This window comes from Pseudomonas sp. RIT411 (assembly GCF_003057735.2).
In the GTDB taxonomy this organism is placed as follows: domain Bacteria; phylum Pseudomonadota; class Gammaproteobacteria; order Pseudomonadales; family Pseudomonadaceae; genus Chryseomonas; species Chryseomonas oryzihabitans.
Map to the genome: position 1 here is coordinate 143023 of NZ_QBIZ02000007.1, position 26767 is coordinate 169789.

At 67.8% G+C, this 26767-nt stretch carries 24 protein-coding genes; 12 read left to right on the forward strand and 12 right to left on the reverse strand.

Annotation, left to right across the window (positions count from 1 at the left end):
* Nucleotides 1-26 precede the first annotated feature (26 nt).
* Complete coding sequence (locus tag DBY63_RS12650) at nt 27-2225, forward strand: patatin-like phospholipase family protein (protein WP_027597792.1); 2199 nt, start codon at nt 27-29, stop codon at nt 2223-2225.
* On the opposite strand, the gene DBY63_RS12655 is transcribed toward DBY63_RS12650, so the two are convergent.
* The 3 genes from DBY63_RS12655 to recQ form a co-directional block, all read right to left on the reverse strand.
* Nucleotides 2226-4424, reverse strand: coding sequence for a FimV/HubP family polar landmark protein (locus tag DBY63_RS12655; RefSeq protein ID WP_108582040.1), 2199 nt, complete (start codon nt 4422-4424; stop codon nt 2226-2228).
* Nucleotides 4425-4663: 239 nt separating this feature from the next.
* Nucleotides 4664-5101 carry a MarR family transcriptional regulator gene (locus tag DBY63_RS12660; protein ID WP_007162293.1) on the reverse strand — a complete coding sequence of 146 codons (438 nt, stop codon included), beginning with the start codon at nt 5099-5101 and terminating at the stop codon, nt 4664-4666.
* 73 nt (nt 5102-5174) lie between these two features.
* Nucleotides 5175-7313, reverse strand: a complete 2139-nt coding sequence (gene recQ / locus DBY63_RS12665) for a DNA helicase RecQ (protein ID WP_027597790.1) — start codon at nt 7311-7313, stop codon at nt 5175-5177.
* 162 nt (nt 7314-7475) lie between these two features.
* Between recQ and DBY63_RS12670 the strand changes: the two genes are divergently transcribed.
* Nucleotides 7476-8060 (forward strand): YecA family protein, encoded by a 585-nt coding sequence (locus DBY63_RS12670; RefSeq protein ID WP_007162291.1) that lies wholly within the window; start codon nt 7476-7478, stop codon nt 8058-8060.
* A gap of 3 nt (nt 8061-8063) precedes the next feature.
* Complete coding sequence (locus DBY63_RS12675; RefSeq protein WP_007162290.1) at nt 8064-8462, forward strand: YbaN family protein; 399 nt, start codon at nt 8064-8066, stop codon at nt 8460-8462.
* Nucleotides 8463-8532: 70 nt separating this feature from the next.
* Here DBY63_RS12675 and DBY63_RS25000 read toward each other — a convergent pair whose 3' ends face one another.
* The 4 genes from DBY63_RS25000 to DBY63_RS12690 all read right to left on the reverse strand — a co-directional run bounded on the left by DBY63_RS25000 (nt 8533) and on the right by DBY63_RS12690 (nt 12005).
* Nucleotides 8533-8700 carry a hypothetical protein gene (locus tag DBY63_RS25000; protein WP_007162289.1) on the reverse strand — a complete coding sequence of 56 codons (168 nt, stop codon included), beginning with the start codon at nt 8698-8700 and terminating at the stop codon, nt 8533-8535.
* 59 nt (nt 8701-8759) lie between these two features.
* Complete coding sequence (locus DBY63_RS12680) at nt 8760-9371, reverse strand: tRNA-uridine aminocarboxypropyltransferase (RefSeq protein WP_007162288.1); 612 nt, start codon at nt 9369-9371, stop codon at nt 8760-8762.
* Nucleotides 9372-9432: 61 nt separating this feature from the next.
* The gene (locus tag DBY63_RS12685; protein WP_108582039.1) at nt 9433-10998 is read right to left on the reverse strand and encodes a PAS domain-containing methyl-accepting chemotaxis protein; all 1566 of its coding nucleotides are present in this window, start codon (nt 10996-10998) and stop codon (nt 9433-9435) included.
* 107 nt (nt 10999-11105) lie between these two features.
* Nucleotides 11106-12005 carry a LysR family transcriptional regulator gene (locus DBY63_RS12690; RefSeq protein ID WP_044342329.1) on the reverse strand — a complete coding sequence of 300 codons (900 nt, stop codon included), beginning with the start codon at nt 12003-12005 and terminating at the stop codon, nt 11106-11108.
* A gap of 135 nt (nt 12006-12140) precedes the next feature.
* Here DBY63_RS12690 and speB point away from each other — a divergent pair, with 135 nt between their 5' ends.
* The 3 genes from speB (at nt 12141) to DBY63_RS12705 (ending at nt 16177) form a co-directional block, all read left to right on the forward strand.
* On the forward strand, nt 12141-13091 hold the full coding sequence (gene speB / locus DBY63_RS12695; protein WP_027601158.1) for an agmatinase: 951 nt from the start codon (nt 12141-12143) through the stop codon (nt 13089-13091).
* 137 nt (nt 13092-13228) lie between these two features.
* Complete coding sequence (locus tag DBY63_RS12700) at nt 13229-14734, forward strand: cytosine permease (RefSeq protein ID WP_108582038.1); 1506 nt, start codon at nt 13229-13231, stop codon at nt 14732-14734.
* A 63-nt stretch (nt 14735-14797) separates the two neighbouring features.
* Entirely contained in the window at nt 14798-16177 is a 1380-nt protein-coding gene (locus DBY63_RS12705; protein WP_108582037.1) for a sodium:solute symporter, read from the forward strand.
* On the opposite strand, the gene DBY63_RS12710 is transcribed toward DBY63_RS12705, so the two are convergent.
* Nucleotides 16174-17436, reverse strand: a complete 1263-nt coding sequence (locus DBY63_RS12710) for a cytochrome P450 (RefSeq protein WP_108582036.1) — start codon at nt 17434-17436, stop codon at nt 16174-16176. The genes DBY63_RS12705 and DBY63_RS12710 overlap by 4 nt on opposite strands.
* Before the next feature lie 202 nt (nt 17437-17638).
* On the opposite strand from DBY63_RS12710, the gene DBY63_RS12715 reads away from it, so the two are divergent.
* Nucleotides 17639-18292, forward strand: a complete 654-nt coding sequence (locus DBY63_RS12715) for a DUF2238 domain-containing protein (RefSeq protein WP_027601161.1) — start codon at nt 17639-17641, stop codon at nt 18290-18292.
* On the opposite strand, the gene DBY63_RS12720 is transcribed toward DBY63_RS12715, so the two are convergent.
* A complete protein-coding gene (locus tag DBY63_RS12720; protein ID WP_108582035.1) occupies nt 18289-19986 on the reverse strand; it encodes a dihydroxyacetone kinase family protein in 1698 nt (565 codons plus the stop codon). The two genes, DBY63_RS12715 and DBY63_RS12720, sit on opposite strands and share 4 nt — an antisense overlap.
* 211 nt (nt 19987-20197) lie before the next feature.
* On the opposite strand from DBY63_RS12720, the gene msrP reads away from it, so the two are divergent.
* Nucleotides 20198-21208, forward strand: a complete 1011-nt coding sequence (gene msrP, locus DBY63_RS12725) for a protein-methionine-sulfoxide reductase catalytic subunit MsrP (protein WP_027597781.1) — start codon at nt 20198-20200, stop codon at nt 21206-21208.
* Nucleotides 21208-21819 (forward strand): protein-methionine-sulfoxide reductase heme-binding subunit MsrQ, encoded by a 612-nt coding sequence (gene msrQ / locus DBY63_RS12730; RefSeq protein WP_027597780.1) that lies wholly within the window; start codon nt 21208-21210, stop codon nt 21817-21819. The genes msrP and msrQ overlap by 1 nt, the downstream gene beginning before the upstream one ends.
* 166 nt (nt 21820-21985) lie before the next feature.
* On the opposite strand, the gene DBY63_RS12735 is transcribed toward msrQ, so the two are convergent.
* On the reverse strand, nt 21986-22585 hold the full coding sequence (locus DBY63_RS12735) for an START domain-containing protein (RefSeq protein ID WP_007162268.1): 600 nt from the start codon (nt 22583-22585) through the stop codon (nt 21986-21988).
* A 50-nt stretch (nt 22586-22635) separates the two neighbouring features.
* On the reverse strand, nt 22636-22890 hold the full coding sequence (locus DBY63_RS12740) for a YkgJ family cysteine cluster protein (RefSeq protein ID WP_027597778.1): 255 nt from the start codon (nt 22888-22890) through the stop codon (nt 22636-22638).
* Nucleotides 22891-23075: 185 nt separating this feature from the next.
* Between DBY63_RS12740 and DBY63_RS12745 the strand changes: the two genes are divergently transcribed.
* Nucleotides 23076-23627, forward strand: coding sequence for an exonuclease domain-containing protein (locus DBY63_RS12745; protein ID WP_108582034.1), 552 nt, complete (start codon nt 23076-23078; stop codon nt 23625-23627).
* Between the two features lie 82 nt (nt 23628-23709).
* A complete protein-coding gene (locus DBY63_RS12750) occupies nt 23710-23991 on the forward strand; it encodes a pyrimidine/purine nucleoside phosphorylase (RefSeq protein WP_108582033.1) in 282 nt (93 codons plus the stop codon).
* Nucleotides 23992-24101: 110 nt separating this feature from the next.
* Here DBY63_RS12750 and pdxB read toward each other — a convergent pair whose 3' ends face one another.
* On the reverse strand, nt 24102-25265 hold the full coding sequence (pdxB, locus tag DBY63_RS12755) for a 4-phosphoerythronate dehydrogenase PdxB (RefSeq protein ID WP_108582032.1): 1164 nt from the start codon (nt 25263-25265) through the stop codon (nt 24102-24104).
* Between the two features lie 130 nt (nt 25266-25395).
* On the opposite strand from pdxB, the gene DBY63_RS12760 reads away from it, so the two are divergent.
* Nucleotides 25396-26757 (forward strand): MATE family efflux transporter, encoded by a 1362-nt coding sequence (locus DBY63_RS12760; RefSeq protein WP_044342320.1) that lies wholly within the window; start codon nt 25396-25398, stop codon nt 26755-26757.
* The last annotated feature ends 10 nt before the right edge of the window (nt 26758-26767 follow it).

Consider the following 26767-nt stretch of genomic DNA (forward strand, 5'->3'; position numbering starts at 1 on the left):
ATCCCGTCCGCCATGTGGTCCGTCCTATGCGCCTGTTGCTGCCCGTAGTCTGCCTTCTGCTGTCCGCCCTGGCCTGGGGTGCGCCACCGCCCAAGGTGGGACTGGTGCTGTCCGGCGGCGCGGCCCGGGGGCTGGCGCATATCGGCGTGCTCAAGGCGCTGGAGGAACAGGGCATCCAGGTCGACGCCATCGCCGGCACCAGCATGGGCGCGGTGATCGGTGGTCTCTATGCCGCCGGCTACAGCGCTGAGGAACTGGAACGCATCGCGCTGGACATGGATTGGGGCCAGGTGCTCTCCGACCAGCCGCCACGCAAGGACGTGCCCTTCAGGCGCAAGCAGGACGACCGCGATTTCCTGGTCAAGCAGAAGCTGAGCTTTCGCGACGATGGCACCCTGGGCCTGCCGATCGGGGTGATCCAGGGCCAGAACCTGGGGATGATGCTGGAAAAGCTGTTCGTGCATACCAGCGACACCCGGGATTTCAACCAGTTGGCCATCCCCTTCCGCGCCGTGGCCACGGACATAACCACCGGCGAGAAGGTGGTGTTCGACCACGGCCACCTGCCCCGGGCCATCCGCGCCAGCATGTCGATTCCGGCGGTGTTCGCCCCGGTGGAGATCGACGGCCGGCTGCTGGTGGACGGCGGCATGGTCGACAACATCCCCATCGACGTGGCGCGGGACATGGGCGCGCAGCGGGTGGTGGTGGTCGACATCGGCACCCCGCTGCTCAAGCGCAAGGACCTGACCACGGTGCTGGACGTGCTCAATCAGTCCACCACCCTGATGACCCGCAACAACTCCCAGGCGCAACTGGCGACCCTGGGCAAGCAGGACCTGCTGATCCAGCCGCCGCTGGCCAGCTATACCAGCGCCGACTTCAGCGAGGTCAAGGCGCTGATTGATGCGGGCTACCGGGCGACGATGGCCATGGCCGGCGAGCTCGCGGTGCTGCGCAAGGACGCGAAGAACGAACGCACCACCGCGGTGGCGGCCGCGCGTGCACCTAGCAGCCGCACCCCGGTCATCGACGCCATCCGCATCGAAAACGATTCCAAGGTCGAGGACGAGGTCATCCGCCACTACATCCGCCAGCGCCTGGGCGAACCGCTCAATGTCGAGCGCCTGCAGGATGACATGAGCACCCTCTATGGCCTGGACTACTTCGACCAGGTGGAATACCGCATCCGCCGGGATGGCCCCGGTGACAACGTGCTGGTGATCTACGCCCGCGGCAAGCGCAGCGGCACGGACTTCCTGCGGCTGGGCCTGAATCTGTCGGATGACCTGCGAGGCGACAGCGCCTTCAACTTCGGTGCCAGCTATCGCATCAATGGCCTCAATCGCCTGGGTGGCGAATGGCTGACGCGGGTGCAGATCGGCGACCACCAGGAGCTCTACAGCGAGTTCTACCAGCCGCTGGACGTCGGCTCACGCTATTTCATCGCCCCCTATATCGGCGGCGAGGCGCGCAACATCGAACAGCTGGAACGCAACGACCCCATCGCCGAATACCGCCGCGAACGCTATGGCTTCGGCCTGAACGTGGGTAGGCAGATCGGCAACAAGGCCGAGATACGCCTGGGCATCGGCCACGACTGGGGCAGCACCAAGGTGCACGTCGGCCCGCGAGAGACACCCGAGGAGTCCTTTACCGAAGGCTTCTACGTATTGCGCTATTCGCTGGACGATCTGGACGACGTGAACTTCCCGCGCGAGGGCCAGGACCTGGCCTTGACGCTCAAGCAATTCGATCCGAGCCTGGGCTCGGATTCGCGCTATCGCCAGCTGGATCTGCACCTGAACAAGGCGCTCAGCTACGGCTACAACACCTTCGTGCTGGGTGGCGGTCTGGGCCGCACCCTATCGACCGACAGCGACACCAATGTGGTGACCAGCAGCTTCCTGCTGGGCGGAGCCTGGCAGCTCTCGGGCTATCGGCAGGACGCCCTGTCCGGGCAGAACTACGGTCTGGCGCGACTGATCTATTACCACCAGCTCACGCAGCGCTCGCTGTTCCCGCTGGACACCCCGGTGTACCTGGGTGGCAGCCTGGAGCAGGGGCGGATCTGGAACCGCGATGACGACTACGACAGCGGCAACATCAGCGCAGCCAGCCTGTTCCTCGGCCTGGATACGCCACTGGGGCCGCTCAAGTTCACCTATGGCCTGAGCGACCAGGGCGAGCACGCCTTCTACATCAACCTGGGCAACAGCTTCTGATCAGGCGATGCGGGACAGCAGGATCTCGGCCCGCTCGCGCTGACTGTCGCTGCCCTCGCTGACGATCTCCTGCAGCAACGAGGTCGCGTGCTGGACGTCGCCCTGGTCGAGACAGGCCTCGGCCTCGGCGAACCGCCGGGCGATGGTGTCGGCCATGAAGTGCTCGTCGAGACTCAGGTCCAGCTCCATGACCGCCGGCAACTCGCCCAGGCCTTCGGGGAAGTCGTCCTCGAGGCTGACCTCCAGGGCATCGACCTGCTTCCACCCGGAATCGGCATCCAGCTCCTCGGTCAGGGCAATGGCCTCATCGAGACTGAGGTCGGCCAGATCCAGGTCATAGTGCTCTTCGGTCACCGGGGCAGGCGCCGCCGGCTCGGCGAATTGCAATTCCGCCGACCACTCGCTCGCTGGCGCGTCGAACGCCGGCAGGTCGAGGTCCAGATCATCTTCCAGCAGGGGGTCCACCGGTTCGGCGGACATCCCGGGAAACTGGGCATGCAGCACTGTCAGGCTCGCCGCCACGCCGCCCAGCGCGAGAAAGCGCTGTTCGTGCTGCCGGAACGCCTGGGCCTCGCCCAGGGTGGCCAGTACCCGGAGCAGCAGCAGCCGCAGATCCTGCCGCCGATCGTCTTCGGCGAGACCGCTTTCCAGCACTTCTCGCGCCTGGCCGTAACGGCCATAGGCGATGTAGATCTCCGCACGACCGGCATGATCGTCGACCGGCGCCGGGCTGGCGACGGTCGCCGGCCTGGCCTTGGCAGGCACCGGCTGGGTAGCGGCCAGAACGGGCTCGGGCAGGGGCTCCGCCCTGTCGAGCTGCTCGACCTCGTCCTCCACGTCGACAGCAGCCTCTTCGGCCTGGCGCCGACGCCACCAGAGCACCCCGGCCAGGGCCAGAATGGCCGCGGCGCCAGCCAGCAACAGCGAGCGCAGGGACAGCAGGCCTTCGTCGGCGCTGTCGGACGTGGAACCCACAACGGGTGCCGCCTGCGGCGCTGGCGTTGCAGGTGCCGCGGGGGTGGCTACCGGCGCCGGCGCGGCCAGGGCCACCGAACGCGCCTGCTTCAACTGCTGCTGCAGACCGTCACGGTCCTGCTGAAGCTGTTCGATCATCGCCTCTTTCTGCGCCAGCAGCGCGTCGTAGCGCTCCTGCAGCTGGGTGAGCTGACCCTCCAGATCGCCGACCTGCCGACCCAGGTCCTGGGTCACCAGCAGCGGCTTGGTGTCCTCGGCAGGGCTCGCGGCGGGCTGCGGCGCCGTTACGGGTGGCGCCGCCCCTTCGCTTGCCGGGGCTGGGGCCGCGACGGGCGCTGGTGCGGCTGCCGAGGCCGCGGGTGCAGGTGCCAGCACCGGCGCGGCGGCGACCGGTGCCGCGGGCACCGGGGTGGGCGCCGGCGATGGGGCGGCCCTGGCCACCACGGGTTGCCGCGGGGCAGGCTCGCTGACCCCCACCGGCAGCCGCAGGCGCTGCCCGGCCTTGAGTCGCCCGGGATCGTTGTTGGCGAAGGACGCCGGATTGAGCGCGAACAGATCGGCCATGAGCTGCTCCGCCGACCGGTTCGCCATGGGCCCCAGGCGCTTGGAAATGCTCCAGAGGGTGTCCTTGGGACGCGTCTGGTAGACGCCTTCCCCGGCAGCCAGATCCGGCGAGGGTGCCAGCGCCTGGCGCGGCGCTGAAACGGCTTGTCGAGCCATCGATCCCGTGGCGGGGGCCGCAGCGGCGGCGCGGGTGGGTGCAGGCTGGACGCGCGCCGGCGCCGTACTGGCGACGCTGGTAGGGGCGCCACCGCTGCGCGGGGGATCCACCAGCAGGGTGAATTCGCGCAGCTGCTTGCCGCCTGGCTGTTCCAGCTGAACGATGAAGCCGAGATAGGGCTCGACCAGCGAGCGGCGCGAGGTGACCTCGATGTAGCTGCCGGCCGCCGTGCGCAGATGCGGGGTGAACACCAGGTCATCGAGGAACTGGGTGCGGTCCACGCCAGCCTGGGCGAACGCCTCGTTCGCCGCCAGGTGGATGCGGAAGTCCCCGGCATCGGCATCGCCGATATTGACCAGCTCGATCCGCGCGCGCAGGGGCTCGTTCAGAGCGGACTGCAGGGTGATGCCCCCCAGGCCGAGCGCGAACGCCGCTTGAGGAAGAGTGGTCAGCGCGGCGGCCGACAGGATTATAAAGGCAAGGGGACGGCGTTTCGCGACCATGGATACCGCTGCGTCAGGTATTCGAGTAAACCGGTGTTTTAGCGCGGTGGCTCACAAAAATCGCCTCCGCTACGCTGGAACGTAGCATCGATACCGACAGACGGCAAACCGATGGCCGCACGCGCCGAAAAGCCCACCGCGAAGGCGACCGGGCGCGATAGGCGATCCCAGACGCCTCGGCCGAAGCGGGTGTTGATGGCGGGGGGCGCTACCGCGCGGGGCAAGCCGCCAGACGGCAGTCAACCGCGCTCGAGATTGGCCAGGACGCGCTGGTGTACCTGTTGGCAGATGGCGATCTCTTCGTCGTCCAGGCCGCTGAGCAGCTCCTTGCGCAGGGCTTCGGCGATGGTCTCGATCTTCTCGATCAGCGGACCGGCCTCCTGGGTCAGCATGATGCGCTTGGCACGCCGGTCCTCGGTGACCGCCAGGCGCTTGACCAGCCCCTGCTTTTCCAGACCGTCCAGCAGCCGTGCCAGGGTCGGCCCCTCGATGCTGATGCTCTGGGCGAGCTCACGCTGGGTGGGCTGGACGCCCTTCATCCGCGCCAGGTTCAGCAATACCTGCCAACGCGCCTGAGACAGCCCCAGATGACTCAGGCGCCGGTCGAGCTCGGCGCGCCAGGCACGGGACACGTGGAAGATCTGGCGGCCAAACAGGTGTGGATCGGTAGGGGTCATTCAGGCTAAACCTTGTACTTGGATTTTCTCATTATTCTGTTTACCGGCATGGCGGGGCAACCGCCGCGCCTCGCTAGTCCGCCAATTCCGCCTGCAGGGCTGCCCGCACGCAGTACAGCGCACCCGCCGCCACCCGCCCTTCGAAGCGCGCGGCGACCTGGGCTACCGGCGGCAATTCGCCCTCATCTTCGAGGAAGGCATCCTGGATTTCCGCCAGCAGATCCTCTGGCAGGTCCAGGGCCTGCTCCAGGGCGATCTGCTGCCCGGCGATGGCCTCGGCCAATAGTGCATAGACATTCTTTTCCGAGCAATTAAGCTGGCGCGCCGCCTGCTCGGGCGTCATCCCGGCGCGTACCAGGGTCAGCACCTCGTGGCGCACGTCGGCGACCGGCGCGGGCGCGGCGTCGCCGTCATTGAGCGCGTCGAGAAAGGCCTGGCCATAGCGCTCCAGCTTGCGCGCGCCCACGCCGCTGACCCGGCTCATCTCGTCCAGCGAGCGCGGCTGGCTGCGCAGCATCTCCAGCAGGGTGGCGTCGGGGAAGATCACATAGGGCGGTACCGAGTGCTCCTCGGCCAGCTTGCGTCTCAGGGTGCGCAAGACCTCCCAGCGTTCGCGTTCGTCGGCGCGCACCAACTGGCTGGCGGCACTGGCCGAACCACTGCCACTGCTGCCCCGCCCGCGCTGGGGCTTGGGATCACGGCGCAATTCGATGCGCACTTCGCCGCGCAGCAGGGGGCGGCAGCTTTCGGTCAGGCGCAGGCCGCCGAAGCCGTCGACATCCACCTCGGCCAGGCCACGGGCGACCAGCTGGCGGAACAGGGTGCGCCATTCGTCTTCGCCGCGGGCCTTGCCCAGGCCGAACACGGCCAGGCGCTGATGGCCGAGGCTCACGATCTTTTCGGTTTCCCGACCGAGCAGGATGTCGACCAGGTGCCCTACCCCATAGCGCTGACCGCTGCGGTAGATGGCCGACAGCGCCTGGCGCGCCGGTTCGGTGGCGTCCCAGGTCTCCACGGTGTCGATGCAGTTGTCGCAATGGCCGCAGGGCTGGGGCAGGTGCTCGTCGAAATAGGCCAACAGCACCTGTCGCCGGCAGCGGGTTTCTTCGCACAATGCCAGCATGGCTTCGAGCTTGTGCCGCTCGATGCGTTTGTGGCGCTCGTCGCCTTCGGAGTTCTGCATCATCTGCCGCAGCAGCAGCACGTCCTGCAGGCCGTAGGCCATCCAGGCGTCGGCCGGCAGGCCGTCACGGCCGGCACGCCCGGTTTCCTGGTAGTAGGCTTCCAGGCTCTTGGGCAGATCGAGGTGGGCAACGAAGCGCACGTTGGGCTTGTCGATGCCCATGCCGAAGGCGATGGTGGCGACCATGATCAGCCCTTCCTCGTTGAGGAAACGCTTCTGGTTGGCGGCTCGCACGTCATTGGGCAGGCCGGCGTGATAGGGCAAGGCCGGAAAACCCTGGTTGCTGAGCTGCTCGGCCACCTCCTCCACCTTCTTGCGCGACATGCAGTAGACGATGCCGGCATCGCCGCGACGCTCGGCCAGAAAGGCCAGCAGCTGCTTGCGTGGCGACTCCTTGGGCACGATGCGATAGAAGATGTTGGGTCGGTCGAAGCTGGAGAGAAAGCGCTCGGCCTGCTCCAGGTGCAGGCGGCTGGCCATCTCTTCGCGGGTACGGGAATCCGCGGTGGCGGTGAGCGCCAGGCGCGGCACGCCGGGAAAGTGTTCGGCCAGCTGACCGAGCTGCATGTATTCCGGGCGGAAGTCATGGCCCCACTGGGACACGCAGTGGGCTTCGTCGATGGCGAACAGGGCGATCGGCAGGCGCTTGAGGAAATCCAGCATGCGCGGCTGGACCAGGCGCTCGGGTGCGAGATAGAGCAGCTTGATCTCGCCGCGCTCCAGCTGCGCAGCGACGGCTCTTTGCTGTTCGCCGGTCATGGTGGAGTTGAGCGCGGTCGCCGACACGCCCAGTTCCAGCAGGGTGGCGACCTGGTCGTCCATCAGCGCGATCAGCGGCGAGACCACCACGGCCACGCCGGGCCGCAGCAGGGCCGGCACCTGGTAGCACAGGGACTTGCCGCCGCCCGTGGGCATCAGCACCAGCGCATCGCCACCGCTGGCCACGCGCTCGATGATCCGGGCCTGGTTGCCACGGAACGCGTCGTAGCCAAAGACGTCTTTAAGGATGCGCAGCGCAGGTTCTGACATGAAGCCTCCTCGAATGGAACGGCCATTATACGGATGCCGAGGTCGCTGCGGCGGTGCTTTTCCGTCGGCCGGCGCCGGGCCGTCAGGTTCGACGTGACCGGGGCGCTCGTCTACAATTCCGGCCGTTCTGCCCTTTCGAATCCTTTCCGAGGTAAGTAGCCGATGTCCTTCGCCGAACAATTGACCCGTCTGCGCGATTTTCTCGATGCAGACGATCTGCACGAAGAAGCGCTCGACTACGTAGCCGCCCATGGCTACCTGACCGCCCTGTCCATCTGCCCGGAAGAGGTTCCCGAACGCGAGTGGATCGACGCCCTCTTCGCCGAGCCGCCGCAGTATCGCGACGCCGCCCAGCAGGAGGAGATCGAGCGCTCCCTGGTGCAGCTCAAGGCGCATATCCTGCGCGTGCTGGGCAGTGACGAAGAGCTGGACCTGCCCTGCGACCTGGATCTCGGCCCCGAGCCGGACGACTCCGAACTGCGCGGCTGGTGCATCGGCTTCATGGAAGGCGTGTTCCTGCGCGAAGCCGTGTGGTTCGAAGACGCCGAAGACGAGGTCAGCGAGCTGCTGCTGCCGATCATGGTGGGTTCGGGTCTGTTCGACGAACAGCCGGAGTTCTCCGAGATCGCCCAGGACCGTCGCCTGGTCGCCGACATGATGGTGCAGATCCCGGAATTGCTGACCCAGCTGTTCCTGCTCTGCCATTCCCCCGAAGAAAAGCCGGCGCTGCTCAAGCCGCGTCACTGAGCGATGGACGAGGCCACCCCCAGACCCCGCCAGCGCAAGGGCTGGGTCCGCTACCTGCTGCTGGGCCTCGGCTGGCTCAGCGTGGCCCTGGGCATCATCGGCGCCTTTCTGCCCTTGCTGCCCACCACGCCCTTCCTGCTCCTGGCCGCGGCCTGCTTCATGCGCAGTTCGGAGCGCTTCTATCTGTGGCTGATCAACCACAAATGGCTGGGGCCCTGGGTCAAGCCCTATCTGGAAGGCGAAGGCATCCCGCTCAAGGGCAAGGTCTACGCCATCGTCGCCATGTGGATCAGCGTGGGCTTTTCCTGCTGGCTGGTGCCCTACGTCTGGGCACGGGTAGCGGCCTTCACCAGCTGCGCGGCGGTGACGGTCTACCTGCTCCGGCAGAAGACCCGGCGCTAGCCGCGCGACCGGCATGAAAAAAGGGCGATCAGTGATGATCGCCCTTTTTTCATGGGAAACGCAGCGGCGCTCAGGCGGCTCTGGCCATGGGGGTCGGCGGTGCCTGATCGGGGACGGTGGGCTCGCCCGGCTCGCTGGGCTGGATGGGCGCCGGATCGGGCTGATCGGGTTCACCGCCAGCACGGGGCATGGCAAGGCTGGCGAATTCGTCGTGCTGGCGGATCGGGAAGCGGGACATGGGGTGACTCCTCTGCTGACTCTCTCTAGGTAGAGTGGTCCGGCACCCGGGTAATTCCCTCAGTCGCGCGGCTCTGCGCCGCCATGATTGCGTGCAAAGGTTTCCGGCCCCATGGCGGCGATCTGGCCGTCGATCAGCGCCTCGAAGGGTGCCAGCAAGGCATCGAAGCGGCGCGGCGCCTCCAGCGCATTCAACGCCGCGACCACGGCCTCCACGGTCGACAGCGCATCCGGCGCCGGGGCCTTGCGCACCCGGTAGCGCGAGGGTGCGCCAGGCGGCAGGGTAAGCCTGGGCAGGGCCGCCAGCAGCGGATTGGCGTGCAGCAGCAAGCGCGCCTTGCGCCAGGTGCCGTCGGGAATCACCAGCAGCCGTGGCGCTTTGGTCACGGCAGCAGGCGGCAACAGATCGACCGTGACCGCCTCGGGTCCGGGAAACAGCAGCCAGGCGTCATGATCGGCGAGCCAGAGCGGCAGGTCGGGAAAGGTCTCGCCAATCTCCAGCTGCGCATTGTCGAGCCCCAGGGCGGCCAGGCGCGCCGTGTTGAGCGGATGGCGCCGCTCGCTGGGATGCTGCAGCAGCAGCACCCGGGTGCGACTGGCCAGGGCAGGAATCAGCGCGCACAGGCAGAGCGACAGGGGACGCTGGCAGCGGGCGCAGGCGGGACGGGACATCAGGGCTTCCGGAGCGAATCGGGGCGGCGATCATACCGGATCGCCGCCGCCCTGCTCCGCCCTAGCGATTGAAGCGCGCGGTGAGATCGTGCAGGTAGTCGGCCATGCCTTCCAGTTCGCGACTCAGTTCCGAGCCGCGACGGGCCTGGGCCGAGCTGTGATCGGAGAGATCGGCGATGCGGCTGATCTGGCGGTTGATGTCCTCGGACACGTGACTCTGCTCTTCCACCGCAGTGGCCATCTGCTGGCTCATGGCGGTGATGAGGCTGACCGAGGCACTGATGCCTTCCAGGGACTCGCGTACCGCTGCCGAGTGGCGTTCGCTCTGGCGCGAGGTCTCTTCGCCGCGACTGGCGGTGGCCACGGCGCGGTCGGCATTGGCCTGCAGATTGGCGATGATCTGGTGGATCTGTTCGGTGGATTCGCGGGTGCGCGAGGCCAGCGAGCGGACCTCGTCGGCCACCACGGCGAAACCGCGACCGGCTTCGCCGGCGCGGGCGGCCTCAATGGCGGCGTTGAGCGCCAGCAGGTTGGTCTGTTCGGCGATGGCGGTGATGACGTCGGCAACGCTGCCGATGCTCTGGGTCGAGTTGGCCAGCTCGCCAACGGCCTGACCGATGTCGCTGACCGCTGCGCCGAGTTCGCGCATGGAGGTCAGGCTCTCTTCGGCCTTGTCCCGCCCGGAATGCACCAGACTCTCGGCATTGGCGGCGGCCTGGGCGGTCTCCTGGACGTTCTGCGAGACCTCGTGGATGGTGGAAGTCATCTGGGTGATGGCAGCGGCGGACTGGTCGGTCTCATGGCGCTGCTGATCCAGCAATTCGGCCTCGGACTGGGCCAGTTGGGAGGATTCGCGGGCCTTCAGGCGCACGCTGTCGCCGACATCGGCCAGGCGGGTCAGGGCCGTCTGCAGTCGCGCGGCTTCGCTGTGCAGCGCCAGGTCCAGGCGGGCCGGGGCGCCGCACTGGTCGCTGTAGGTCGGGGCGACCACGGCACTGGAAAACATCTTTGGATGATCGGCGAGGATGCGCTCGATGCTGGCGCGTTGGCGATACAGCTGATGGCCACTGATACCCAGCAGCGCCGCGACGATGAGGACCGCCTGAGCCGTGTCATCAAGCAGGAAGTGGCCGCCGAGGATGACGCCAGTGGCTGCCACCGTCGACCAGCAGGCGGCGATGGCGCTGCCCAGGCGGCGAGTCATGGGCACGGGGGCCTTGCCGGCATTGATGCGGGCATAGAGTTCGCCGGCGCGACGGACTTCGCTGGCGCTGGGCAGCGAACGCACGGATTCGTAACCGATCACCCGGCCCTGCTCGAGGATCGGGGTGACATAGGCGCTCACCCAGTAGAAATCACCGTTCTTGCAGCGATTCTTGACGATGCCCATCCACGGCTTGCCCTCCTTGAGGGTCGCCCACATGTGGCCGAACACCGGCGGCGGCATGTCGGGATGACGCACCAGATTGTGCGGACTGCCGATCAGCTCCTCCCGGGTATAGCCACTGATGGCGATGAAGGCCTCGTTGCAGTAGGTGATGTTCCCCTGCAGGTCAGTGGTGGAGATGAGTCGTTCTTCTTCCTTGAAGGTACGGCCTTGCTGGGTGACCGGCAAATTCGTGCGCATGCGGGTGCCTTATCTAGCGGGTTATCTACTCCGTGCGACATCAACCAGTTCAATGGTGGCCAACTGCCGTCACAGGCGCCGACGGTAACCATTTGGTTATCGTCATACTAGCTATCGGCATGTTGCATCTGGGCTTTAAGGATGCGCTGAAAACTCTGGATAAGCGGCTCCTTTCCGCGCCCTCGACGGCTGATGAGGGAGAACGGCGCCTGATAGCCAAAGGTGGCCGGTTGCAGGGCCTTGAGCCGCCCTTGGTCGACCCAGGCGTGGACATAGTGCTCCGGGAGATAGCCGATATAGGCGCCCGAGAGGATGAGGATCAACTGCGCTTCCATGCTTTCCACGGTGGCGGCGCTTTCCTTGAAGCCATGGCGAGCCAGCTCGGCCTGACTCCAGTAGCCGCGTCGTACCATCCGCTGGCGGGTGATCATCTCGGCCGGGATGCGCCGCTCCTGGAACAGTGGATGCCGATCGCTGCAATACAGCCAGTGCTGCTCGCGATACAGCGGCTGGTAGACCACCCCGTTCATACGGGCGGAAAAGGCGCCCACGGCGAGATCCAGCCGTCCTTCCAGGACGCCGAGCTGCAATTCATAGGGGCTGGTCACGGCCAGGTGCAGATGCACGCCGGGATAGTCATGGGTGTAGCGGCCAATCACCTGCGCCAGCGGCAGCGCCGGTTCGCTGGACAGCGAATCCAGCACGCCGAGGTTGAGGGTGCCGCTCAGTTCGCCCCTGAGCGTGGTGGCATAGCGTTCGAAGCCCTCGATCTCGCCCAGGATGCGCAGGGTTTCCTGATGGAAGAGTTCACCCTTGCTGGTCAGGGCGAAACCGCCCCGGCCGCGATGACAGAGGGTGACGCCGAGCTGACCCTCCAGCTGGCTCATGTAGGTGCTGATGGCCGAGGTGGACAGGTTCAATTCCTGCTGCGCCGCGGCGAATCCCTGGTGGCGAACCACGCAGGCGAATAGCTTGAGCAGGCGGATGTCGTGGAGGGCATTGGCCATGGCGGACTCCGGTGGACGCAGCCCGGCAGTCTAGCCATTAGTTCAGAAATCTCTGAAGTGATTTTTTGTCCGGGCCGATTCTTCAGCCGCCATCGGCTTTGCACAATCGGGACATCACTACGACGAGGATGACCCGTGGAAAAGATCCTGCACCAGCCGCTGGGCGGCAACGAGATGCCCCGTTTCGGCGGCATCGCCAGCATGCTGCGACTGCCCCACCTTGCCTCCCCTCAAGGCCTCGATGCCGCCTTCATCGGCATCCCGCTGGACATCGGCACCTCGCTGCGCTCCGGCACCCGCTTCGGTCCGCGCCAGCTGCGCAGCGAATCGGTGATGATCCGGCCCTACAACATGGCCACCGGCGCGGCGCCCTTCGATTCCCTGAGTGTCGCCGACCTGGGCGATGTGGCCATCAATACCTTCAATCTGCTCGATACGGTGCGCCTGATCGAGGCGCATTACGACCAGGTGCTGGAGCACGATGTCATCCCCCTCACCCTGGGCGGCGATCACACCCTGACCCTGCCGATCCTGCGCGCCATGAAGAAGAAGTACGGCAAGATCGGCCTGGTGCACGTGGATGCCCACGCCGACGTCAACGAGCACATGTTCGGCGAGAAGATCGCCCATGGCACCACCTTCCGCCGCGCGGTGGAGGAAGGCCTGCTCGACTGCGACCGGGTGGTGCAGATCGGCCTGCGCGCCCAGGGCTACGCCGCCGACGATTTCGACTGGTGCCGCGAGCAGGGCTTTCGGGTGGTGCAGGCCGAGGAATGCTGGCACAGATCGCTGACGCCGCTGATGGCCGAGGTGCGCGAGCGAGTCGGGGGCGGACCGGTGTATCTGTCCTATGACATCGACAGCATTGACCCGGCCTGGGCGCCAGGGACCGGCACGCCGGAGATCGGCGGCCTGACCACCATCCAGGCGCTGGAGATCATCCGCGGCTGCCGAGGACTCGAGCTGGTGGGCTGCGACCTGGTCGAGGTCTCCCCACCCTATGACACCACCGGCAATACCGCGCTGCTCGGCGCCAATCTGCTCTACGAAATGCTCTGCGTGCTGCCGGGGGTGGCCTACCGCTAACCCACCAAGGTGCGGCGACCCGCCATGATGGCCGCCCACCCGCTGTCTTTTCGCTGCCGAACACCGGCGGATCGCCTGGTCCGCCGACAACAAGAACGCGGGTCCGGCCTGCGTATAACCGTGTCGAGGCGTCATCCATGGACCATCATGACGGCATCACCCGTATCGAAACCTTTGGCGTCGAGCAGATTCCCGACCACGAACGCCATGCCACCCCCTTCGACCTGTTCCGCCTGATCTTCGGCGGGGCCAACACCTTCGCCACCGCCGTGCTCGGCAGCTTTCCGATCCTGTTCGGCCTATCCTTCCAGGCCGGGGTGCTGGCCATTGCGAGCGGGGTCCTGTGTGGCGCCCTGATCCTGGCGCCCATGGGGCTGTTCGGCGCGCTCAACGGCACCAACAACGCCGTCTCCTCCGGTGCCCATTTCGGCGTCCACGGCCGTATCGTCGGCTCCTTTCTCTCGCTGCTGACCGCCATCGCCTTCTTTTCGCTGTCGGTCTGGAGTTCCGGCGATGCCCTGGTGGGCGGTGCCCAGCGCCTGGTCGGACTGCCGGAGAACGCGCTAAGCCTGGGGCTGGCCTACGGGCTGTTCGCCGTGCTGGTGCTGACGGTGTGCCTCTATGGCTTTCGCTTCATGCTGTGGGTCAACAAGATCGCCGTGGTCAGTGCCAGCCTGCTGTTCCTGCTCGGCATCCCGGCCTTCGCCGGCAGCTTCGACGCCGGTTACGCCGGCACCCTGCAAGCGGGTCAGCCGGGCTTCTGGGCAGCCTTTGTCGGCGCGGCCCTGGTGGCCATGAGCAATCCGGTGTCCTTTGGCGCCTTTCTCGGCGACTGGTCGCGCTACATTCCGCGGCAGACGCCCCGCCTGCGCATCCTGCTGGCGGTGATCGCGGCCCAGGCCGCCACCCTGATCCCCTTCCTGTTCGGCCTGGCCACCGCCTCGCTGGTGGCGACCAGGGCACCCGACTACATCGCGCAAAACAACTATGTGGGCGGTCTGCTGGCCATCGCGCCTACCTGGTACTTCCTGCCGGTATGCCTGCTGGCGATCATCGGCGGCCTGTCCACCGGCACCACCGCGCTCTATGGCACCGGCCTGGATCTCTCCAGCGTGCTACCCCGGCTGCTGACCCGGGTACGGGCGACCCTGCTGATCGGGCTGGCGGCCATCGCCTTCATCTTCCTCGGGCGCTTCAGCTTCAACCTGGTGCAGAGCGTCTCCACCTTTGCCGTGCTGATCGTGACCTGCACCAGCCCCTGGATGGTGATCATGATCCTCGGACTGGTGGTCCGCCGCGGCTTCTATTGCCCGGACGATCTGCAGGTGTTCACCCGCGGCGAGCAGGGTGGCCGCTACTGGTTCCACCATGGCTGGAACTGGCGCGGCATGGGCGCCTGGATTCCCAGCGCCCTGCTCGGCCTCGCCTTCGTCAATCTGTCCGGTCAGTTCGTCGGGCCCCTGGGTGAACTGGCGGGCGGCATCGACCTGAGCCTGCCGCTGGCCCTGGGCAGCGCCGCCCTGCTCTATCTGCTGCTGCTCCTGCTGTTCCCGGAACCGGCGGCCGTTTATGGCCCGACCGGCCCGCGACGCCCCGGACGCAGTCGTGCCCGCACCTCGCTCCCGGGCATCCGCGCCGCCTGACACCTGAACCCTGTCACGGGGTCGGTGCGCCCGACCCTGTCTAGTCCTGCAAGAGATTCCGTCATGCTCCTGGATATTTCCGTTGTTCTGGCCTACGCCCTGGCCATGCTCCTGCTCGGCTGGTACGGCATGCGCCGCGCCCGCAATCAGGAAGAATTCCTCGTCGCCGGTCGCAACCTCGGCCCGGCCTGCTACCTGGGCACCATGGCCGCCACGGTGCTGGGTGGCGCCGCCACCGTGGGCACGGTGCGCCTGGGCTACGTCCACGGGCTGTCCGGCTTCTGGCTGTGCGCCATGCTGGGTAGTGGCATCCTGGTGCTCAATCTGTTTCTCGCCAAACCCCTACTGAAGTTGCGCATCTACACCGTGACCCAGGTGCTGGAACGGCGCTATACGCCCCTGGCCCGGCAGGCCAGCGCCGCCATCATGTTCGTCTATGCGCTGATGCTGAGCGTGGTCTCGGTGCTGGCCATGGGCACGGTGATCCAGGTGCTGTTCGAGCTGCCCTTCTGGAGCGCCATCCTGGTCGGTGGCAGCGTGGTGGTGGTCTATTCCAGCATCGGCGGCATGTGGTCCTTGACGCTGACCGACATCGTCCAGTTCGTCATCAAGACCGCAGGCCTGATGTTCGTGCTGCTGCCGATCTGCCTGACCCGGGTCGGTGGCTGGGATGCCCTGGTGGCCAAGCTGCCGGCCAGCGCCTTCGCCCTGACCACCCTCGGCTACGACACCATCTTCACCTACTTCCTGATCTACTTCTTCGGCATCCTCATCGGCCAGGACATCTGGCAGCGGGTCTTCACCGCGCGCAGCGAAGGCGTGACGCGCGTGGCGGGCAGCCTGGCCGGTGTCTATTGCGTGATCTACGGCCTGGTAGGTGCGCTGATCGGCATGTGCGCCCGGGTGCTGCTGCCGGACCTCGCCGACGCCAACAACGCCTTTGCCGCCATCGTCCGCAGCGCCCTGCCGGACGGCATCCGCGGCCTGGTGATCGCCGCCGCCCTGGCCGCCATGATGTCCACCGCCAGTGCCGGTCTGCTGGCCGCGTCCACCACCCTGACCGAAGATCTGTTGCCGCGACTGCGCGGCGGCCGGGCCTCGACCCTGGGCATGGCGCGGTTGTTCACCCTGCTCACCGGACTCGCCGTGCTCGCCATCGCGCTGCTGGTCAATGACGTCATCGGCGCCCTGACCTTGGCGTACAACCTGCTGGTAGGTGGCATCCTGGTGCCGCTACTGGGGGCCATCCTCTGGCCGCGCGCCACCACGGCGGGTGCCCTGGCCAGCATGCTGCTGGGTTCCGGCGCGGCCATCGTCTTCATGCTCAAGGACGGCCTGGAGGCGAATACGCCGATCTATTTCAGCCTCGGCCTGAGCCTGGTCAGCTTCGTGGTGGTAAGTCTGCTCACGGCGCGCTCCCAGGTGGCGGCGCGGGCCGCCTAGCTGACCGAACCGCGCGTCCGCTGCACCGCCTGAACCTCGCTCAGGATCAGGCCGCTGGCCGGGCGCATCGGCATCCGGGCCAGGTCGATGCGCAGGTCCTGGGTCGGTACCTGATAGGTCATGTCCTGCAGCAGCAGGCGCAGGGCGGAGGTCATGAGTTCCAAAGCGATACCCTCACCCGGACAGCGGTGCTGGTGGGCCACCTCACCGCCGCCCTGGGGTACGAAGGCGACCTCCGGAGGCTGTTCTGCGAGAAAACGCGTGGGATCGAACACCTCGGGACGTGACCAGCTGCGCGGATCGCGGTTGGTGCCATAGAGATCGAGCAAGACCCGCGTGCCGCGGGGAAAGGCGACGCCGTGCCATTCGAAGCTCTCCCGCACCCGCGCTACGGTGAAGGGAAAGAAGGCGTAGAAGCGTCGTACCTCCTGGGCAAAGGGCAGCCGGGCGGCGGGGTCGGCCCGCAGTCGTTCGCGCCAGGCCGGTTGCTTGTACAGCGCCAGGGCGGCGAAGGTGGAAAAGCGTGCCACGGCCACCGTTGGCCGCAGCACATTGAGCAGTTCCACCGCGGCCACCCGCGGCGACAACGGCTGGCCATCCGCTTCCCGGTGCTGAGCGATCAGCGCCAGGGCGCTGCCGGCAGGCGCCGGCCGCTGGCGGGCCTGCTCGACCTGGCGACCGAGCCAGAGCTCCAGCCGCTGTCGAGCGCGGCGGGCGCCCAGGTTGCCCAGACCCACGCGGCCACCGCCCTCGATCAGGGCGACCAGCTCGGCACAGCGCTGCCCTTCCTCCTCCCTGTCCAGGGCGACACCCGCCCAGTCGCAGACCGCGCGGGTATAGAGGCGATGCAATTCATCCAGCAGGACGATCTCGCCGCGGCTCTGCCAGCTGGCCAGGCTGGCGCGCCACTCCTGTTCCACCCGGGTCATCAAGACCTCCACCCGCGTCGATCGGGTGATGTCGACGAAGAGTGCCTTGCGCTGGCGATGGGCCGCCCCGTCCAGGCCCTGGACGCCGCCTTCGCCGAAGAGCGTCTTGCGCAGCTGACGAGGCGCAGCATCCACCCGGCTGAAGCGCTCTTCGCGATAGAACAGTTCGACCGCCGCCGGGCCGCGCAGGCAGAGGGTGGGCTGCAGCAGCAGGCGCGTGGCGAAGACATCGCTTTCCAGACGTGCACAGCGATTGCTGATGAAGGCATAGCCCTCGCGTAGCAGTGCCAGGCTCGAATCGAAGGCCGGGAGCTTGGGCAGGATGGACATTGGAGAGGCTCCAGGGTAGCGGAAAGACCTGCTCGTGGGACCGCCGGCAAGCGGCGCCGGTGCCGCCGTTGCGCTTGCGGTTTTTGCCAGCGAAGCCGCGCCGACACGGGATCGCTGCGCTGGAACGGCAGCGCTCGAATGCCGGTCCATGCTGCTGGGATCGCCGTCGCGATGCTCCGCTTTCCGCACAAGGCGCTCGTGTTTGAACACCACCCGCTGCTCTCGTCTGCAACTCGCCCTGCTGCTGATGCTGGCGCTACTGACCCTGACGCTCGGCTGGGCACCCAGCGACCGTCTCACCTGGATGATCGAGCAACTGCTGGTGATCGCTGCGCTGGCGGGCGTCGCCCTCGTGCAGCGGCGCTTCCAGCTGTCGGCCAGCGCCAGTCTGCAACTCTACGGCTTTCTGGTGCTGCACCAGATTGGCGCTCACTACACCTATTCCCAGGTGCCCTACGAGGAGGCCTGGCAGGCACTGACCGGCTTTCGCCTGGACGAGGCGTTGGGCCTGCAGCGCAATCACTACGACCGGCTGGTGCATTTCGCCTACGGCCTGCTGCTGGCGCGCCCCGTTCGCGAGGTGGTCCAGGGCCTGAGCGGCCTGCGCGGCTGGCGGAGCGCCTATGTGGCCCTGGAATTCGTGCTGGCCTCCTCGGCCGGCTACGAACTGATGGAGTGGCTGGGCGCCGACCTGCTCGCGGAAGACGCCGGGGAGGCCTTCGTCGGCGCCCAGGGCGATCCCTGGGATGCGCAAAAGGACATGGCCCTGGCCTTTCTCGGCGCCCTGCTCTCCCTGGGTTGCCGCCATGGCTGGCCCGGACGCCGCAGGACTAGTCAGGGCCCTGGCTCGGCCTAGCGGGCCATTACGGGTTCCAGCGCCTCCAGCCAGCAGACCACCGCGACGGCGCCGCCATCGGGAATGCCGCGGGCGCGCTCGCCCAGGTAGCTGGCACGGCCCTGGGCCGGCAGCATCTCGGCGGTGGCCTCGGCGCCCTCACGGGCAGCGGCGAGGGCAGCGGCAAAGGCCTGCGTCGGGCTGGCGCCCGCCTGGGCGCCGGCCAGCAGGGCATCCGCGGCCGGGCGCAAGGCATCGAGCATGGTGCGCTGGCCCGGCTGGGCGCCACCCAGTTCGGCCAGGGCCTGGACGCCCCCGTCGAACGCCTCGGCCCACTGCGCAAGGGTCGGACGCTCCACCCCATCCAGCACCTGGGCGGCGCGAACCAGGGCGCAGGCATAGAAGGGGCCGGAGCTGCCGCCAATGGCCCGGCGCAGCGCCTGACCGGTGGCGGCCAGGGCGCTGGCCGGGGTATACCAGGCACTGGCCGGCAAGGCGCGCATGGCTTCGGCGCCCCGGGCCAGGCTGGTGCCCAGGTCGCCATCGCCGGCGCGACTGTCCAGATCGGTGAGGCGGGCTTCGTTGGCCAGCAGGCTGGCGATGACGGCATCTGCCGCCGCCTGCAGCCGCGCGGCCAGGGGACCGGGGGTGCGAGGGATCGTTTCGGCTGCCGCCGCGGGTGCGGGCAACAGCGTGGGCGCCGCCGGGACCCGGCCGTCACCCGGCCAGGCTCGCGCCTGGGTCGGCGCATCGAGCAGCGCCAGGCACGCCTCATCCACTGGCATCAGCGACAGCGAACAGCCGGGCATGTCCAGGGCGCTGAGGAAGGTGCCGGTCCAGGCGCGTTCCACTACCAGGCCCCGCTCGCGCAACTGGCTCAGTGCAGCCCGCGCCACCAGCGCGAGTTCCAGCGGCGGCGTCGCGCCCAGGCCATTGACCAGCAGAGCCAGGCGCGTGCCCTTTGGATAGCCGCCGTCTTCGACGAGGGTATCCAGCAGCCGCGCCACGGTGGCGTCGGCGCCCAGCCGGGGGCCGCGCTCGACGCCCTGCTCGCCATGGATGCCGAGGCCCCATTCCACCTCGTCGTCCGCCAGCTGGAAACCCGGATGCCCCACTGCCGGCACCGTACAGGCGCCCAGGGCCACGCCCATGCTGCGCAATTCGGCGCTCGCGGCGCGGGCCAGGGCAGCCACCTCGCCCAGGGGACGTCCGGCGGCGGCTGCCGCGCCCGCCAGCTTGTGGATCAGCACGGTGCCCGCGATGCCCCGGCGCCTTTCCGGCGCCACCGTGTGGCGCAGGGCCGCGTCGTCCGCCACCAATACCGTCTCGACCGGAATGCCTTCGCTGCGCGCCAGTTCGGCGGCCAGGCCGAAGTTGAGACGGTCGCCGGTGTAGTTCTTGACCACCAGCAGGGCGCCGGCAGGACCGGCCGCGGCCCGGATCGCGGCCAGCACGGCATCCACGCTCGGTGAGGTGAAGACGTCTCCCGCCACCGCCGCGGTCAGCATGCCCTCGCCGACATAGCCGGCATGGGCCGGTTCGTGGCCGCTGCCGCCGCCGGAAATCACCGCCACCGGGCGCTCGCCCGCTGCGGCCAGGGGCTGGCGCAGGATGACCTGTTCCTCGGCCAGCAGGGCCAGGCCGGGATCCAGGCTGACGAGACCTTCGAGCAGTTCGCGAACCACCGTGGTGGGGCTATTGATCAGCTTCTTCATCGGGGACTCCTGAGGGCGAGAGGTCGCCGCAGTATGGCACGGGGTCCCGCGCCTGCCTGGCAGCGACCTGAACGGCCGACTGACAGGCGCGCAACGGCCTTCCGCCGGACCGGGACGGCAGGCTATCGTTGGCCCGGGAAGCTTTTCACGACCGGGATGTCTCACGCTGTTAGCCAGCCGCGCTTCTGCGCGCTCCCCGTCGAGGTCCGTCATGCCGATCAAGATCGTTCCACGCTCTGCCTGTCGTGGGTCGGAGATCACCCCCGAAGCCGTCTACCTGTCCAGGCGCCAACTGCTCGGTGCCAGCGGTGCCCTGCTCGCCGGCGCCGCCCTGCCCGGCTGGGCGCTGGCCGCCGCCTCCAACTACGGCGACGTCGAAGCCGCCAAGGGCCCGGACTGGTTCGAGCGCAAGCTACCGGATACCCGCTGGCAGGCGGCCACGGTCAAGGGCGAGGACATCACCCCCTTCAAGGACGCCACCCACTACAACAACTTCTATGAATTCGGCCCGGACAAGAGCGATCCCGCGGCCCATGCCGCCCAGTTGCCGACCCAGCCCTGGAGCGTGGTGGTCGATGGCGAGGTGGGCAAGCCCGGCACCTACGGCCTGGAAGACCTCTTCGGCCCGGATACCCTGGAAGAGCGCATCTACCGCATGAGGTGCGTCGAGGCCTGGTCCATGGTCATCCCTTGGCTGGGCTTTCCGTTGGCCAGCCTGCTCAAGCGCGTCGAGCCCACCGGCAAGGCGCGCTACGTGAGGTTCGAGACGCTCAAGGATCCGCAGCACATGCCCGGCATGAATTCCAGCTTCGCCTTGCTGGACTGGCCCTATGTGGAAGGCCTGCGCCTGGATGAGGCCATGCATCCGCTGACGCTGATGACGGTGGGCATGTACGGGCGGGTGCTGCCCAACCAGAATGGCGCGCCGCTGCGCCTGATCGTGCCCTGGAAGTATGGCTTCAAGGGCATCAAGTCCATCGTCCGCATCAGTCTGGTGGCAGAGCAGCCGCGCACCACCTGGCAGGGCATGGCGCCCAACGAGTACGGCTTCTATGCCAACGTCAATCCGGAAGTGGATCACCCGCGCTGGAGCCAGGCCCGCGAACGGCGCCTGCCCAGCGGCCTGTTCAGCCCCAACGTGCGACCGACGCTGATGTTCAACGGCTATGGCGAGGAAGTGGCTTCGCTCTACAGCGGCATGGATCTGCGGAGAAACTATTGATGGGTGTACTGCTCTGGCGAGTGGTGGTGTTCGTCGCCGCGCTCTGCCCGCCGCTGTGGTGGCTGTACCAGGCCTGGATCTTCGCCCTCGGCCCGGACCCGGGCAAGGCACTGGTGGACAAGCTGGGCACCGGCGCCCTGGTGCTGCTGTTGCTGACCCTGAGTCTGACCCCGCTGTCGCGCCTCACCCGCTGGAAGCTCTGGCCGGTGATCCGCCGCCAGCTCGGGTTATGGACCTTCACCTATGCACTGCTGCACTTCCTCGGCTACCTGGCCTTCGTGCTGGGCTTCGACCTGTCGCAGCTGGGCGTGGAATTGCAGCGCCGGCCCTACATCATCGTCGGGGCCGCGGCCCTGCTGATCCTGCTGGCCCTGGCCGTCACCTCCAATCGCCCGGCCATGCGCCGCCTGGGCAAGCGCTGGAAGGAGCTGCATCGGCTGGCCTACCTGGTGCTGGGTCTGGGGCTGCTGCACTACCTCTGGATCGTGCGTTCGGACCTGGAAGAGTGGGCGATCTACGCCACCATCGGCGCCGCGCTGCTGGCCTTCCGGCTGGTGGATGGCTGGCGTCGCAAGAGACGCAGCCGGGCAGCCACTGCCCCTGCTCGCTGATTACCAGCGTCGAGGCAGAGGGGTTCGCCCTTCATGCATCAAAACCATATGGGTGGTATTAAAGACGCCTACTCAGGAATGCGGGTGGACCGCCACGGCTTGGCGCGGGGGAGGTATTGAACAGGCCTGGCGCCAACGGGCCAGGCCTTTGCCCGAAGGCGGTCGATCAGCGCTGCGCGGCCTGGCGCAGGCCCTTCAGGGTGTTGAGCGGGGCATCAACCACGAAGCTGTTGGCCAGCCAGGACGGCACGCTGCCACCCGGCTCGCTCTGGGCCTCGTAGGTCACTTCCGAGCCGCCGTTCTTCGGCACCACGCGCCACTGACCCTGGAAGCTGGCGACCCGTACATAGCCGTCGGCGGCAGGCCGATAGTCCGGCTGGCCTTCGAGGGTGCGGGTAAAGCCGCCATCGGGGGTCTTCTGCTCGGTGATGTGCAGCACCACGTCACGGGCGGTCACCGGCCAGGGCATGTCGATGCGCATGTAGGTCCAGGCCTGATTGTCCTGGCGCTTGAGCACCTGCAGCGACTGGCAGCGGAAGATCCACTTGCAGGAACCCACGGGGTCGTCCTGCAGCTTGGCGATGGTGGCCGGATCGGCCTTGATCTGGACCACGCCGCGGTAGGCCTTGTACTTGGAGCCGGCGACCGCGCGGGTGTAGACCTGGATGCCGTCTTCCTGCTTGGCGAGTTGCCAGTCCTCGGCCTGGGCCAGGCCGGTGGCTGCGAGCAGGGTCAGGGCGAGGATGGAGCGAAGCGGCTTGTGCATGGGACGTCCCTTGTTGTTGTGGTTGTCGGAGAGCGCAATTCAAAACCGGATCAGGCGGCGGTTTCACCTTCGAGGCGCAGCAGGATGGCCATGGCTTCGGCGCTACTGGTGCCGCAGAACGCCAGCTCGGCCTGGAAGCCGCCGCACACCGCCGGACGCAGCGGCGAGCCGAACAGGTCGCAGCGGTTGGTGCTGTCCAGGTGGGCGCAGCGCACGCCGGAGGGCTTGCCCTGGGGCATGCGTGGCAGCGGTGAGGAGATCGACGGCGCGATGCAGCAGGCGCCACAACCTGGACGGCACTCCATGGGTGAAACTCGCAGATAAGGAGGCTTCAAGCTTAAGAGCAAGGCTGGGGCCTCACAAGCGAATCGTGACCAGATGTCGCTATCGAGTCATGAATGTAACATTCATTCGCACCTCGCCACGCAACCCCGCGGCCTTTCCACCGTCTTATCTGCGACGATCGAGGCGGCTCCCCGAGGGCGTGACGATGAAGCATTGGCTGGTGCTGGACCTGGAAGCGACCACCGACGAAGGCGGCTGGCCCCTGGAGTTGATGGAGATCATCGAGATCGGTGCGGTGATGGTGGACGCCGAAGGCCAGGAGCTCGGTCGCTATCAGAGCTTCGTCCAGCCCCGGCGGCTGCCGCTGCTGACGCCCTTCTGCCGCGACCTCACCCATATCAGCCAGGCCGACGTCGATGGCGCCGATCCGCTGGAGAGCACCTGGCCGGCGTTCGAGGCCTGGCTGGGCGCCTATGAGACCACCCTCGCCGGCTGGTGCAGCTGGGGCGATTTCGACCGTCGCCTGCTTGAACGCGCCTGGCGCGAGCACGATCTGCATACCCACCTGGCCCGGGTGCCGCATCGCAATCTCAAGCAGGCCTTCGCCAAGGCCCGCGGCCTGGCGCGCCCGTTGGGACTCACCGCCGCCCTGGAATCGGCGGGACTGGCCTTTACCGGGGTGCTGCACCGCGCCGAGACCGACGCCCGCAACACCGCCAAGCTGTTGCCCGCCAGCCTGCCGGCCTTCGCGTGCTAGCCTCGTCTGGAGCGGTGACAGTGGGCCTCGGCCTTGGGCATACTCGCCGACGGTCCCAACCGCTTTCGCACAAGGAAATCCGATGTTCAAGGTCAACGAATACTTCGACGGCACCGTCAAATCCATCGCCTTCAGCCTCAAGTCCAAGCCCGCCACCCTTGGCGTCATGGCCCCCGGTGAATACGAGTTCGGCACCAGCCAGCTGGAAGTCATGCACGTGGTGGCCGGCGCCCTGACCGTCAAGCTGCCGGGCAGCGATGCCTGGGAAACCTTCGCCGCAGGCAGCCAGTTCACTGTGCCGGCCAATGCCAAGTTCCAGCTCAAGGTCGCGGAAGACACCGCCTACCTCTGCGAATACCACTAAGTCCGGGGGAGCCGTGCGGCTCCCGCGCCTTGCGCTCTCGTCATTCGGCCGTCCGGGCCGGCTGGCGGGAGGCCGCTCTCCCGCCTGAACGCTTGCGCCGCGCCTCGGTCCTAAGCGACACCGCCGCTTTCGGAGCCGTCGCCATGTCGCCAGCTGCAGCCCAGGGCCCTCGCCAGCCGAGCCACGCCCGCCCCATCGAGCACCAGCCCCGGAATCTCCCGACGCATGGGATAGCCCTTGCGCAGGGCGTCGAACGCCTGGGCGCGCGCCACGGCCGGCAAGCCGAGGGTCGCGCGTAGCGCCGCATCGTCGTCACGCGGATCATAGACCGCGCGGCAGACCCGCCTGAAGACAGTCGCCTCGGGCGTATCCCCGCTGAACACCAGGCGCTCCAGCTGCTGCGGCGGCAACAGATCGCCCAGATTCAGCCGCGGTGTCTCCCCGCTCCAGGCGCAGAAGGCTTCGTAGATCTGCGCCGTGCCGCGCCACTTGCCTTCCAGGCTGTGCCCGGCGATATGGGGCGTCACCAACTGGCACAGGCGGGCCAGTTCAGGATCGATGCCCGGCTCGCCTTCCCAGACATCCAGCGCCACCCTGAGCTCGGCGCCGCTGGCCAGATGCGTCCGCAGCGCGGCGTTATCGACCACCTCGCCCCGGCAGGCGTTGAGCAGCCAGGTCCCCGGGCGCAGGCTGGCCAGGCGAGCGGCATCGAACAGGTGTAGGGTGCGCTGCTCGCCGTCCCGGATCAGCGGGGTATGCAGACAGAGCACATCGCAGCGCTCGAGCAATTCGTCGAGGCTGTGGAAGTCACCCCCCTCCGCGGCCTGGCGGGGAGGATCGCAGACCAGCACCGTCCAGCCCAGTCCGCGCAGCACCTCGGCCAGGCGGCCACCGACCTGCCCGGCGCCGACGATGCCATAGGTGCGCTGGGCCAGCTCGGCGCCGGCACCATCGGCCAGTGCCAGCAGGGCGCCCAGCACCCAGTCCACCACGCCGCGGGCATTGCAGCCGGGCGCATTGCTCCAACGGATGCCGGCCTGGTCGAGATAGCCCAGGTCCAAGTGATCGGTGCCTATGGTGCAGGTGCCGACGAAGCCGACCCTGGACCCGGCCAGCAGCGCGGCGTCGACACGGGTGATGGAGCGCACCAGCAGCGCATCGGCGCGACCTACGGCGGCGCGATCAAAGGCGCGACCGGGAAGGCGCTCGAGGGTGGCGTGGGGCCCGAAGAAGGCGTCCAGCAGCGGAATGTTTTCGTCGGCGAGAATGTGCATGCCTGGGCACTCGCAAGGGCGGGGACCGGCACTTTAGCAGGCCATCGGCGGCAGGCAACGGTCGCCGCGAGGGTTGCCACCCGGGCCATGAGGACTAGACTATCGGCCCCGAAGCTGACCGAACGATCAAGTGACCTCCTCCCTGCCCCGCATCAGACGTGAATTCGGCGCCCTGCTCTCCCTGGCCGCGCCCATCGTCATCGCCCAGCTCTCCCATTCGGCCATGGGCTTCGTCGACGCCGTCATGGCCGGCCGGGTCGGCCCGCTCGACCTCGCCGCCGTCGCCCTGGGCAACTCCGTATGGATTCCGGTGTTCCTGCTGATGACCGGCATCCTGCTGGCGACCACCCCCAAGGTGGCCGAGCGCCACGGCGGTGGTCGCAGCCAGGAGATCGGTCCGCTGGTACGCCAGGCGCTTTGGCTGGCCCTGGGTTGCGGCCTCATCGCCAGCCTGCTGCTGCTCAACGCCCGCCCGCTGCTGGTGGCCATGCATGTCGACGCCCAGCTGATCGGGCCGACCCTGCTCTATCTCAAGGGCATCGCCATGGGCCTGCCCGCCACCGCCTTCTACTATGTGCTGCGCTGCTTCAGCGACGGCCTCGGGCGTACCCGCCCGGCCATGCTGGTAGGACTCGCCGGCCTGGCGCTGAACGTGCCGCTGAACTGGATCTTCATTTACGGCCACCTCGGCATGCCGGCGCTGGGCGGCGCCGGCTGCGGCTTCGCCTCCGGTACGGTGATGTGGGCGATGCTGCTGGCCATGCTGGCGATCATCCGCACCGAGCGCTATCGCGCCTGCGCCCTTTTCGCCCGCTTCGAGCGGCCCCATGGGCCGACGCTGCGCGCCCTGCTGGCCATCGGCGTGCCCATCGGCATCGCGATTTTCGCCGAATCCAGTATCTTTTCCGTGGTGGCCCTGCTGATCGGCGAACTGGGGCCGACCGTGGTCGCCGGGCACCAGGTGGCGCTCAACTTCTCCGGTCTGGTGTTCATGGTGCCCCTGGCGCTGGGCATGGCGGTGACGGTGCGGGTCGGCCAGGCGCTGGGGCGCGGCGAACCCCGCGAGGCGCGCTTTTCCGCCGGGGTCGGCATGGCTGCTGGGCTGCTCTGCGCCTGCGTTTCCTGCACCCTGATGCTGACCGCGCGCACGGCGATCGCCGGGCTCTATTCCCAGGACCTGGCGGTGATCCAGCTGGCGGCCTCGCTGCTGGTGTTCGCCGGCATCTTCCAGTTCTCCGATGCCATCCAGGTGACCGCCGCCGGCGCCCTGCGCGGTTACCAGGACACCCGCGCGACCATGATCATCACCCTGCTGGCCTACTGGGGCGTGGGCCTGCCGGTGGGCTGGGCGCTGGGCCTGAGCGACTGGTTCGGTGCCCCGCGGGGTCCGGCCGGCCTCTGGCAGGGGCTGGTGCTGGGCCTGACCTGCGCGGCCATCCTGCTGTCGGTGCGGCTGGCCCGCAGCGCCCGTCGACGCATCCACAGCGCCTAGCGCGCTGCCC